An 11,017-nucleotide genomic window follows, 5' to 3' on the forward strand; every position below is an offset into this window, starting at 1 on the left:
GAATTGGTCCAAAATTGTGCGGTATGCCGATATTAAACCTCGTATGAATAATTCGGGTGATTCCCATAATATTAATTTTATTACTAATATTTTTCTATTATTATATCTATAGCACATGTACATTGTTAATTTCTTCTTGAACTAGATTTGCCATTCATTTTAAGAGAGCCGCTCTCATAATGTACCCAACATGAATAAATTTCAACTATTTTAGTTTCTTTATTAATTGTATAAACTACTCGACGTTGCCCATTTATCCTTCGAGAATAGTAACCAGCAGCAGGTGAAGTTCATTTTTCAAATGACTGTACTGGTTTGTATGGGTCAGTTTCCAATACATTTTTATTTCTTCGAATGACTTACATAATGGGCTTTTTAAGATCTTTTTCAAATCACCTTTAGCTGATGCCTTAATCGTAACTTTCCAATGATTACTCATTATCAATTTCTTTCATCAGTTCATCTAGATTAACTGATTCATCATCTTTACGGCTAAGAGTTGTTTGAATCTGACCATTTACAATTAAGTTCATGGTTTCTTGTAACGCATCATAATCCCTTTTTCCAATTAGAACAACACTACGATTATCATCAGCACCTGCAATAATAACAGGAGTGGAGTCTCTGTTGGCACTCTTAATAAGTGAAAATAAATTTGTCCGTGCTTTAGTTGGATTAATTATTTTTTCCATTCTCTCGACCTCCTTACTATATATTTATTATATATGTACTTGATAGCGTACATTAATTAAAAATTACCACAAAAAATGATAATAGCTCATGCACCAATTGCCAATTTTTCCATCAAATTACCTAGTTGGATCAGTGACACGTACATACTCTAATAAAGCTATACCCTAATGGCTGTTTTGGCCTTTTATTAATTAGATTCACACTCGTTTTAGGTCCAAAGCGTTTTTTGATATTGGCTGGCCTTTAAATTCTGACGTTACTACATTTGTTTTACAAATGCATGCCTCCGTCATCATGCCGGTTGCGGGTTTGATGTTGCCGCTGCTTTTTCGTCATTTCCCATTCGGTATCTTTTAAGCTACGTGCTTGTTTTTGCCGTTGGTAATCCTCATCACGGGCATATAGGGTGCCCATGATAGCGTCACTAAAAGCTGTCTTTAAGTAGTAGCTTGGACTAACTGGCTTATAGTTCAATGGTTGATAATGTCCGATATTTTCTTTTCGGTATTGATCGTCTTTGGCTTGTTGCTCTGTTAACTGCTTTTGGATTTTTTCAATCTGGCTGGTTTTAATAGTCGGATCGGCTTTGCATTCCCCCAGAAAAATTTGTTTAGTTCCGTCATGCTTTAAAACCCGTTGCAAGTTATGATTTTCTAGCTGATCTAAGCTAAGCTGCCCCGACAAATAAGCTAACCCTAATTGATGTTCTTGGGTACTGAAAACCTTCGGCGGGTTTTCTTGCCACTGTTCCATTGTTTCAACCTTACATGGCTTTAAAGCTGGATCATAGTACATCACGGCTGTATAAGCCTGTTCTTGTCTAACTAGTGAAAGATCATCTAAATCACCATTTGGAAAGGCTCTTTTCAATACTTCATGGTATTGCGTTTGAATGACTTGCTTAACGGCCATGATTGTCCGTAGGTCTTTGACTGCCCTCGTAATCTTTTGTTGTTCTGCTGGTGAATACTTTTCTAGCAGTCCTTGATCGACGTGTTCTAGACTTTCTAAGTTATCAGAGTGGATCATCAGCGTATATTTCAGATCGATTTTGGCTTCTTTTTCTTGTTGCATTAATAGCTTAAAGCCAACGTATGGCCGTTTGGTAAAGGTCAATAATTGTTGGGTCAACAAATCATCACGAATGTTCATTAAGCGCTCGGTTAATTCACTACCCTTGAAGACTGTTTGCTCGTTATCAGTTTCCTTAATTAATTCCCGTCTTTCAGCTTGCGTGGTCTGTTCAAAATTAAGCTCTGGATAAAGTTTTTTCGTGGTGCGATCGACTACTTTATTTAAGAGTTCATCTGCTTTTTTGAGTGAGCTTTCTTGTTGGTTAATTGTCAACAATTGTTTAGTCACCTCTTCACCAACTGCATGTTTAATTAAGCTGCTGTTTTTCCAGTTAAACAGCATGCACCGTTTATCATCTAAACTTTCCAAACTGATATAAGTTTTCAGTTCATGGCTTAACTCTTTGACCACCCGTTTTTCATTGAATGAGAAGTGTTTACTTAGGCTATCCAGGTGACCTCTATTGATTACTTTTTCTTGGTTATTTTTATAACTGGCTTTGGCTTTGCGATAGTTTTTAACCTGCTGGTTAAATTCTTTTCTTTCGTGCCGCTTGCTATTGATTCCTTCATGTTGGGTTGGTGTACCAGCTATTCCCTGCTCGATAAATGATTTTTCACTGATCCGCTCGGGAATATTTTTTTGTGCTAAAACCTGATTAACACTAACCGCCCAGTTGTGCCGCCACTCGGTTATTTTTTCTTTCTTATCCCAATCAATCATAAGTATCTTTCTACTCTTAGGATATTTGCTAGTTCCGGTATATGTTTTATTACCATTTTTGTCTAAAATATATTGCTTTTTACTTTTAATGCCCCATGTTCCGTCTGGGTTAAATGGGCGATTAGTTAACATTACATGAGCGTGCGGATTATCCCAATGATCCCGGTGAATAGCCACGTCCGCTACCATACCTTTATCAACAAAATTTTCTTGTACATATTTTGTCAACAATGCTTGCTGCTCATCTTCACTTAATTCTACCGGTAAAGCCACATTAAACTCTTTAGCGTACCGTGAATTTGCTCGACGGTCCTTTTTTTCTACTTCATTCCATAATTTTTCTCGATTACTTGCCCATGCTGGTGCATTTTTAGGCGTTAAAATAAACGTTTCTGGTAAAACTTCACGTTCATAGAAATAGCTTCTGCCTTCTTTTTGATCGAATAATTTTTCTCCACTCCGATAACTGGCGCTGGCAATCGCGCTTCTTCCCTTACCAGCACTAATATTACTAAAACTCATGTGAAAAATTGCCATGTCAGTCACCACCTTTCTTTGGGGGTATGGATTTGCTTTTGTTGTCGCCAACGGCGACTTCTGATACAAGTGGTTAGCACGATTTACCCCATAAGTTATTAGTGGGGTGTAAGTGCGCATTAACCTCGTTTCACTCGGTCTACTGATCACTATTTGATTATATTTAGTTTATTCCTGTTGCTTTACTTTCTCAACCTATATAATTTACCAAACAGCACCATTATGTTATCATACATAACAATAATACTTAATTTATCTCGGAGGTTATCTTATGGCTCAAACATCAATTCAAAAACAAGAAGCTAAATTAAAAGATCTTAATCAGAAAATCAAGGACGAAAAAAATAAAATTGAACAAAGAATTGGTAAACAGATTATTAGTCAAGCAAATTTAGATTATGCTAATTTGTCTAATGATAATATCAAGTCTTTATCCAAAAAAATAGCCGAGTTTTTAAAGAAAAATAAAGCACCTAAGCAATTATAAATAATGGGGTTGTGTTATGACTAGTCAATATGAAAAGCTGGTTGAACAGCAAACTAGGTTAAAGCAGCAAGTAGCGCGAGAAGATTTTCAACTTCGCCAAGCTAAATACTATGAAAATCGTCAAGCTCGTAAAGCCCGTTCTCGACGTTTAATTCAAAAGGGTGCTTTATTAGAAAAATACTTTCAGGCTGATGACTTATCAGTTGCACAAACCGAGGAACTTTTAAAGATTTTTGCTGATTACGTTAACGAACATAAACCGGATAAACTAAAAAACGATCAACCTAATAACTAGGCCGATCGTTTTTATTTTCTGGATCATTTTTAGGTTTAACTTCTGGGTTCTGATCTGCAAAATCTTTTAACTGTTTCTGGATTCTTTGTGTGAACTCTGTTTTATTTTCTTTGAGTTTTTTTTACTTGATTGCTCTTAAATTACCTTTTGATCATTGCCCCTTCTTTTGGCTTTTAGGTCAAGAGCAAAATCAGCAATTTTATTTTGATCTAGCTTACTTAAGAAACTGTCTAAAATTTATTAAGTAATAATGCCAGAAACGTCAAGACAACCATTTGCAAACTGGTTGTTAATTGACGTTCACAGTTTTTCCAAAGCTACCGGCCAGACTTACTTTGTACTTGTTCGTTTTCAATGTAAGCACTGTGATTCGCCAGAATCTAACCCCATTCATTTCATCATACCACGATCATTATAGAGCCATTTTTCTCGAGGGACAATATGTTCTCTTATGTAGCATAATACGAATGTGCATTCCATTAATCGAGTTGATCATCCACTCTGCATCTTATTCAAGGGTATAAATTAAGTAGTTAGAATAAAAAAATACTGACAACCATTTAACGGATTATCAGCAATTAAAATTATAACTATTTTTAAATTTAATGAAAAATTGACAATGACACATATAGTCCAATTAAAGTCACAAATAAAACTGGAATGGTGACTGTAATACCTATTTTAAAGTAAGTTCCCCATTTAATTTTTATACCTTTTTGGCTTAACACATGTAACCAAACTAATGTTGCTAGTGACCCAATTGGTGTAATTTTTGGACCGAGATCGGAGCCAACTACATTTGCTAAAACTAAACTCTGATGTAATACCCCGGTAACATGACTAGCCCGAATAGCCAAAGCATTAATCATAACCGTTGGCATATTATTCATCATCGAGGATAAGAATGCAGCTAAATAACCCATTCCTAGTGTGGTACCTAAACGTCCCCAATTAGAAATCTGCTTAATTAAGATAGCTAACATATCTGTTAAACCAGCATTTTGTAGACCATAAACAACTACGTACATTCCGATTGAAAATGCAACGATACTCCATGGAGCGCTCTTAATAGTAGCCAATACATCAACTTTCGGGCTTTTTCTAGCAAGTAATAGGAATATAGCAGCAATTGGTAAAGCTATTAATGAAACTGGTGCCTTGATAAAACTACTTAAGAAGTAGCCAATGAGCAGTGCTGTTAGAACTACCCAAGATAAATAAAATAATCGTAAATCTTTAATGGCATTTTTTGGTGAGCCAAGATGACTGCCATCAAACTCTTTAGGAATAGCTTTTCGGAAATATAAATAAAGAATTAGAATGCTAATACCAAGTGAAAATAAATCAGGAATCCACATGCGTAATGCATATTCTGAGAATGTAAAACCGAAGAAATCTGCTGAGACAATATTCACAAGATTGCTGACAACTAAGGGCAATGAAGTTGCATCAGCAATAAACCCACTAGCAATGATGAATGGAAAGATTTTTTTATCGTCAAACTTTAAAGCTCTAACCATCGATAAAACAATAGGAGTCAGGATAAGCGCAGCACCATCATTAGCAAATAAAGCTGCTACAACAGCACCTAGAACAGCAATTAGGATAAACATCATAACACCGTTACCACGAGCTAATCGTGCCATATGTAAAGCTGCCCATTCAAAGAATCCAATTTGATCGAGAATCAACGAGATCAATATAATGGATACAAATGAAAGTGTAGCATTCCATACAATTACCGTTACCGTTCCAACGTCATTAAAAGAAACTACGCCAAAAACCAGTGCTAAAACTGCACCACCAGCAGCAGACCAACCAATAGATAGACCACGAGGTTGCCAAATGACTAAAATTAAGGTAAGCAAAAAAATGGAAATAGCCAAAAATACTTCCATTGCTAATCACCCGTTGTTTCTAAGTTGCATTTGTTGCAGCCTTTATCTTCAACAGTTGGATGGCAGACACAGATTTCCTCAACTTGTAACAGTTGATGTGTAAATTCAGGGAAACTTGTTATAAATTTTGAATTCAATGAATAGTGTTGCCACTTGCCATCTTTTTGTGCATCTACTATCCCCGCAGTTTGTAATACCTTCATATGATGAGAAAGTGTTGGTTGGGTAAAATCAAAATGATCTAAAATATCGCAGGCACACATTTTACCGCAAGATAACATGTCGATAATTTCAAGGCGACTTGCGTCGCCCATTGCTTTGATAACCATAGCATAATCTGTATAATTCATTTTTTCTTCTCCTTGACACATAGTTAATCGTCTATATATAATATAGACATTCATCTATATGTTGTCAACTAAATCAAAGGAGTCTATTTATGACAGTTAAAAATGAACAACTATTGATAATTGGCGGTAGCGACGCCGGTATTTCAGCGGCAATTCAAGCTAAAGAGAGTGAGCCTACACTACAAGTTAAAATAATCCTTGCAGACGAATACCCTAATTTATCCATTTGTGGTTTTCCATATGCTGCTAGTCGAGAAGTACCAGATTGGCATTCACTTTCTCACCGTGGACTTAAGGAGCTAGAAGCGCTTGGAATTGTGTTTGACTTAAATACTTTAGTTAACTCAATAGACGCAGAAAATCATCTCGTGTCAGGTGTTCGATCGAATGGTGCTGTTACTTATAAATATAATAAATTAATAGTTGCCACGGGAGCAATTCCTAAAGTAGACGCTTTTCAAGGTTTTTCATTTAATGATACCCAAGAAAACAATAGTAAGATTCACGTTTTACACACAATGTCTGATTATTTGTCGTTAGATACAGCACTAAACCAAGCTAAAAACACCGCCATCATCGGGGCTGGGTATATCGGTGTTGAGATGGCCGAAGCAATGGTACGACGAAAATTAAACGTGACGCTATATCAACGTAGTAATGAAATTCTTTCCACAGTGGAAAATGAGTTTGGATCTATGGCTCACCAGGAACTAACACAAAATCGAGTAACAGTACTGACTGACCGCACTATTTTGAGTGTTGTTAGCTCTGCTACTAGTGTAAAAATTAAAACTACAGATTTGGGCAATATCACTGATGAACAATCGTTTGATACGGTCTTAATTGTTACTGGAGTTCAGCCCAATACGCAATTATTAGAAGCAGCTGGTGCCAAGACTGGTGCGGCCGGAGCAATTTCAGTTGATGAATTCATGCATACGACTTTGCCAGATATCTGGGCCGCCGGTGACTTGGTTGAGACTGACCATAGATTACTTGGAAAAACATACCTACCCTTAGGAACTACTGCACACAAACAAGGCCGGATAGCCGGATTGAATGTCTTGGGGCAGCGATGCCGGTTTAGGGGGATCGTTGGAACCCAAGTTATAAGGGTTTTCAATTTAGTTATTGCTAGAACTGGGCTATTGCCTAAAGAAGCAGAAAACGCTGGTTTTTCTACTTTATCCAGTACAAGTACAGTGTTCGACCATAACTCATATTTTCCAAATGCAAGTAAAATCACCATTAAATTAACTGCTGACAAAGAAAGCAGATTGCTACTTGGTGCACAGTTAATTGGGAACTATGGAAGTGAGATTGCAAAACGAAATGATATTTTTGCAACCGCAATTTTCAATAAAATGACTATTAATGATCTAGACGACTTAGACTTATCATATTCACCGCCAATTGCGTCACCGTGGGACCCTGTTCAACAGGCAGCGCAAGATTGGGAAGCTGTGTTCGATAAATCTAAATAAGCTCATTAAAGCATCTAATATAACAAAGCACCACCTATGTAAGAACTTAGAAGTTGTCTAAAATCTCTTGAGTAATAAAATACCAAAAACGCTAAGATGACCATTTACATACGAGCGCTATGATGATGACCTTAGCCTTTATTTCAGTCCTATTGCGGCGCTTTTGAAGATCTCAAACAGTTTCTTACTGGTGTTTTTAAAAGTTTTGACGGTTTGTTCTGATACCTTACGAATTAATACCGGTCGAGACTTACCACCGTTAGTTTCTACATAACTAACGTATAGGCTGATTAAGTCATTAGTCCTCATCTGAATCATTGAGCCAATCAGCGACTTCTTTAGCATCTTTAAACTCTGTTACCGGTGTATTTTCGGTAGCCTTTAAAAAGCGTAAATTAGCTTTTTCTTCTTCGCTTAAAGACGCATTAAAAGGCAAAGCACCATTAGCCACGATCCGCTTGTAAAACATGTTAATCGCTGTGGTTGGGTTTAGACCCAACTCGCTTAAAACTACTTCGGTATTATCGGCCAAGTTTTTATCAATCTTGACTTGTACCCATTTCTTTTCCTTAACTGCCATGATTGTCTCGCCCCTTTCTTTTACTACTCAATTTATACTGCTTTTTGAGTACAGAGTAAATTAGCACGATCCTTCAAAACCTATAAATTAGTGTTTACTGCCCCATTAGAGTAATTACTTAATCAACAATGATTAGAGTTAGGTACACAAAAAAGATTACAAGAATTAGTAACAAGGAGTGATTAAAATTTTATAATTAGTTTATATAACTAATTTGTAAAATACAAAATAAAGCTGTCTTAATTACTTTCACCAGTTGAATTCTTCTTTAAAAATATTTTTTGCATCAATATGATAAAAAGACAATATGTCTTCCCAATGATGGATTAACGGGATAGGTCCACTTAGCAAAAACAATGAATTATTCTCCCAATTTTGGGGTATATGTTGAATCACAAAATTGTCTGTAAATCTTCCCTTTTTCCAATAACCAGTAAATTGAGGCAATTTTTGCCAGTCAGATAACTTTTTTGAATATAGTAAATCTTCTTGGCGATGAGCTGAATAAAATAAATACATATTCCGAGATAAGTTGTTTGCTATTAAGGAAAATAATGGAGTTACTCCGATTCCACCAGTGATCATAATTAAATTGGCAGATTGATTATTCTCATTTAGAAACTGCTGGTAGCGCCCAAAGCCACCAGTAATTTTTACATCTGCACCTTTTTTTACTTTAGCAAGTAAACTGGTGAAATCTCCATCTGCCCTAATAGCTAATTTAAGTTGACTTGTTTGGCCTGGTAATGTAACCAGTGAAAAGGGGTGTGGCTCTCTTAATTTTGGTAATTGTGGAAATGACAAGAAAATAAAATCTCCAGGTCGTAAATCAAGCTTTTTAAGTTGCCGTCCTTGTAAGGTTAATTCTCTAACTTTATATGATAAAGCTTGATTCTGCACTAATCGAACAACTCTTTGCCTTTGATCCCAATTAAATTTAGTATTCAAATAGCTAATTGCTGTTAGTAAACTTAACCCATCAAATAAAATTATAAATGGTGTAATTGAAGTAATATAATCGATTAATTGAACATGGATAAAAACCAAAATAACCGCAATTAAATTAAGACGGTGTAACCAAATAGAAATTTCATGTTTGAAAAACTTTTCAAGCTTTATTTTAAATTGATTTATTAATTGCCAACGATTAGTCAACCAACCAGCTAGGAAAAACAAAGAATAGACCATTAACGTTGTAAAAATAATGAGCGCTAAGTCTCCTGTTTGTTTTATTAATCCACCAGATGAAGTTCCTAGTTTGTGTAACCACGCCAAAACTAAAGCTGCAATTGCTAAAATACCATGTAGTTGATACATATTTGGCAATCCAATTAATCGATCTAACCAATGTGGTCGAGTACTAAGAAAAATAATCGCTAACATCCAAACATAGGCAATAACTCCACTGTAAACTGCAGTGGTTTCTGTGGTTGGTAATGTTGATAACCCCATTGATAATGTTTGAAGAAAGGGTAAGGGAATGACGAAAAAAAAACCGACCAAAAAAGTACTAATTTATATTTAAAGTTTCTCAGCATCAGCTTTTCTTCCTTTCGAAAATGGAATTACTTCTGTTTTACTTACTAATAGTCCAGTCAGTTCTTCTCTTTGTAAAAGCTTATTAAATTTATTTTTCCCAGCTGATAAGGCAGCCGTTGCCCAAATGTCAGCCCATGTTAAACTGGAAGCTATAATTGTTGATTGAAGTAATGAATGATCATTTAAGCTAACTATATGGTGTCCACGTTTGCTAAACCCTGAGGTTGCAACTGCACCATTTTGTAACCTATAAATTGCAACTAGTTGATGCAAATTAACTGGATTTTCAATACCAATTTTCCAAAAGAAGGAACTATCAGTCTGTGCTCCAAATTGTAAATCTCCACCACCATTTAAAGAAATATCTAATATTTGTGGCTCACTTTTTAAAACTGGCTGTAAGATATTGAAAAAAATTTCTTCAATTGCCCAACCTTTAACTAAACCTGTGGGATTAAAACACCCCTCGAAATAAGGATCAAAGTATCCCTGAGTGACGTTGGATCCAAGTGTTGATAAATTATAAACAGTTTTAAATTTATCATTCAATAAAGGAGTATTATCTCCTAATTGGTATCTTTTGACCAATGAATCTGTTCGAAAAGTTGAAAAAAGCTCATCTATTTGTTTCAAGGACCTTTGTGTTTCAATTGCTAATTGGTCAACTAGTTTATTAACAGTATTGTTAAAAAGCTTGGTTGCTATAGACAAAGTAAATGGAATATTCATCTCATTAATTACACGATTATAAATTTTAAAACCATTTTTATCATCCTTTACAAATCTTATTAACGAGCCTGATTTAATGCGCTTTGCAAAGATGCTGTAAATCCTTTCCAAGTTTCGGTGGCTCCAGAAACTTGTTGAATAGATGAACTTTGATTTTTTAATGTTTCTTTTTTATATATTGGCAATACTTGACGATTAATGTCTATTGAATGACCATGTGTGTCTGGAAATTTTAGAACTGTTATTTGTTTAATATTTCCTCGTATGATTTTAATTTTTATTTGAACAGGGCCCCAACTAGTTTGACTACTTTGTCCCAGGTAAGTTCCGTTTTTATATTTTTGCTTTTTAACTGAAGCGTTATTTCCCGAAGATGAATTAGAACTAGTTGATGAAGTCACACTGACACTTTTAGTACTATTATTTGATTGTTTAAAAAAAACAAAATAACCATCTAGAATCATGGCTATGGCTATAGCTATTGATAAAAAAATTCTATTATTTTTTTGAACATCTTTACGCCTCATTTTTAAATACAAATATTTTAAAATTTTATAATCTTTACACGATGTGCTCCTAAGTCAATATTTGGCACATGCTTTTCTAGACACTTGTTCTGATTCTTTCA

The 11,017-nt window shown here is 35.2% G+C and carries 13 protein-coding genes and 2 pseudogenes; 3 read left to right on the forward strand and 12 right to left on the reverse strand.

Going from position 1 to position 11,017, the window contains the following annotated elements:
• Positions 1–253: 253 nt before the first annotated feature.
• From FD20_RS13895 to mobQ, 3 genes are all read right to left on the reverse strand, one after another.
• Entirely contained in the window at positions 254–439 is a 186-nt protein-coding gene (locus FD20_RS13895) for a hypothetical protein (protein WP_235807778.1), read from the reverse strand.
• A complete protein-coding gene (locus FD20_RS11340) occupies positions 432–692 on the reverse strand; it encodes a type II toxin-antitoxin system Phd/YefM family antitoxin (protein ID WP_057738645.1) in 261 nt (86 codons plus the stop codon). The genes FD20_RS13895 and FD20_RS11340 overlap by 8 nt, the downstream gene beginning before the upstream one ends.
• A gap of 271 nt (positions 693–963) precedes the next feature.
• The gene (gene mobQ / locus FD20_RS11345; protein ID WP_057738647.1) at positions 964–3,027 is read right to left on the reverse strand and encodes a MobQ family relaxase; all 2,064 of its coding nucleotides are present in this window, start codon (positions 3,025–3,027) and stop codon (positions 964–966) included.
• A gap of 271 nt (positions 3,028–3,298) precedes the next feature.
• Between mobQ and FD20_RS11350 the strand changes: the two genes are divergently transcribed.
• Positions 3,299–3,514, forward strand: a complete 216-nt coding sequence (locus FD20_RS11350) for a hypothetical protein (protein WP_057738649.1) — start codon at positions 3,299–3,301, stop codon at positions 3,512–3,514.
• A gap of 16 nt (positions 3,515–3,530) precedes the next feature.
• Positions 3,531–3,809, forward strand: coding sequence for a hypothetical protein (locus tag FD20_RS11355; RefSeq protein WP_057738651.1), 279 nt, complete (start codon positions 3,531–3,533; stop codon positions 3,807–3,809).
• Here the strand turns inward: FD20_RS11355 and FD20_RS14125 are convergent.
• The 4 genes and pseudogenes from FD20_RS14125 to FD20_RS11365 form a co-directional block, all read right to left on the reverse strand.
• Positions 3,799–3,891 (reverse strand): annotated as a pseudogene (locus FD20_RS14125) (zeta toxin family protein); the annotation flags it as partial. The gene FD20_RS11355 and the pseudogene FD20_RS14125 overlap by 11 nt on opposite strands.
• Before the next feature lie 148 nt (positions 3,892–4,039).
• Positions 4,040–4,126, reverse strand: a pseudogene (locus tag FD20_RS13415) (IS5/IS1182 family transposase); the annotation flags it as partial.
• A 285-nt stretch (positions 4,127–4,411) separates the two neighbouring features.
• Entirely contained in the window at positions 4,412–5,707 is a 1,296-nt protein-coding gene (locus FD20_RS11360) for an arsenic transporter (RefSeq protein WP_057738653.1), read from the reverse strand.
• 2 nt (positions 5,708–5,709) lie between these two features.
• Positions 5,710–6,057, reverse strand: coding sequence for an ArsR/SmtB family transcription factor (locus tag FD20_RS11365; RefSeq protein WP_003596754.1), 348 nt, complete (start codon positions 6,055–6,057; stop codon positions 5,710–5,712).
• 89 nt (positions 6,058–6,146) lie between these two features.
• On the opposite strand from FD20_RS11365, the gene FD20_RS11370 reads away from it, so the two are divergent.
• Positions 6,147–7,541, forward strand: coding sequence for an FAD-dependent oxidoreductase (locus tag FD20_RS11370; protein WP_057738655.1), 1,395 nt, complete (start codon positions 6,147–6,149; stop codon positions 7,539–7,541).
• A gap of 138 nt (positions 7,542–7,679) precedes the next feature.
• Here the strand turns inward: FD20_RS11370 and FD20_RS13060 are convergent, their stop codons facing one another.
• From FD20_RS13060 to FD20_RS11390, 5 genes are all read right to left on the reverse strand, one after another.
• Positions 7,680–7,886 carry a hypothetical protein gene (locus tag FD20_RS13060; protein ID WP_157060923.1) on the reverse strand — a complete coding sequence of 69 codons (207 nt, stop codon included), beginning with the start codon at positions 7,884–7,886 and terminating at the stop codon, positions 7,680–7,682.
• The gene (locus tag FD20_RS11375; RefSeq protein ID WP_057738657.1) at positions 7,840–8,121 is read right to left on the reverse strand and encodes a type II toxin-antitoxin system RelB/DinJ family antitoxin; all 282 of its coding nucleotides are present in this window, start codon (positions 8,119–8,121) and stop codon (positions 7,840–7,842) included. Before FD20_RS11375 ends, FD20_RS13060 begins: the two co-directional genes overlap by 47 nt.
• 249 nt (positions 8,122–8,370) lie before the next feature.
• Positions 8,371–9,624, reverse strand: coding sequence for an FAD-binding oxidoreductase (locus tag FD20_RS11380; protein ID WP_235807779.1), 1,254 nt, complete (start codon positions 9,622–9,624; stop codon positions 8,371–8,373).
• 18 nt (positions 9,625–9,642) lie between these two features.
• Complete coding sequence (locus FD20_RS11385; protein WP_235807780.1) at positions 9,643–10,500, reverse strand: FAD:protein FMN transferase; 858 nt, start codon at positions 10,498–10,500, stop codon at positions 9,643–9,645.
• A complete protein-coding gene (locus FD20_RS11390) occupies positions 10,449–10,916 on the reverse strand; it encodes an FMN-binding protein (RefSeq protein WP_057738661.1) in 468 nt (155 codons plus the stop codon). Before FD20_RS11390 ends, FD20_RS11385 begins: the two co-directional genes overlap by 52 nt.
• Positions 10,917–11,017: the final 101 nt, after the last annotated feature.

Origin of the sequence: Liquorilactobacillus uvarum DSM 19971 (assembly GCF_001434935.1) — a bacterium.
Classification (GTDB): Bacteria; Bacillota; Bacilli; order Lactobacillales; family Lactobacillaceae; genus Liquorilactobacillus; species Liquorilactobacillus uvarum.

Excerpts from the sequence above, each read along its gene's own strand:
- FD20_RS13895 (WP_235807778.1), bottom strand. The coding sequence starts at position 439 with ATGAGTAATCATTGGAAAGTTACGATTAAGGCATCAGCTAAAGGTGAT.
- FD20_RS11340 (WP_057738645.1), bottom strand. The coding sequence starts at position 692 with ATGGAAAAAATAATTAATCCAACTAAAGCACGGACAAATTTATTTTCA.
- mobQ (WP_057738647.1), bottom strand. The coding sequence starts at position 3,027 with ATGGCAATTTTTCACATGAGTTTTAGTAATATTAGTGCTGGTAAGGGA.
- FD20_RS11350 (WP_057738649.1), top strand. The coding sequence starts at position 3,299 with ATGGCTCAAACATCAATTCAAAAACAAGAAGCTAAATTAAAAGATCTT.
- FD20_RS11355 (WP_057738651.1), top strand. The coding sequence starts at position 3,531 with ATGACTAGTCAATATGAAAAGCTGGTTGAACAGCAAACTAGGTTAAAG.
- FD20_RS11360 (WP_057738653.1), bottom strand. The coding sequence starts at position 5,707 with ATGGAAGTATTTTTGGCTATTTCCATTTTTTTGCTTACCTTAATTTTA.
- FD20_RS11365 (WP_003596754.1), bottom strand. The coding sequence starts at position 6,057 with ATGAATTATACAGATTATGCTATGGTTATCAAAGCAATGGGCGACGCA.
- FD20_RS11370 (WP_057738655.1), top strand. The coding sequence starts at position 6,147 with ATGACAGTTAAAAATGAACAACTATTGATAATTGGCGGTAGCGACGCC.
- FD20_RS13060 (WP_157060923.1), bottom strand. The coding sequence starts at position 7,886 with ATGCTAAAGAAGTCGCTGATTGGCTCAATGATTCAGATGAGGACTAAT.
- FD20_RS11375 (WP_057738657.1), bottom strand. The coding sequence starts at position 8,121 with ATGGCAGTTAAGGAAAAGAAATGGGTACAAGTCAAGATTGATAAAAAC.
- FD20_RS11390 (WP_057738661.1), bottom strand. The coding sequence starts at position 10,916 with ATGAGGCGTAAAGATGTTCAAAAAAATAATAGAATTTTTTTATCAATA.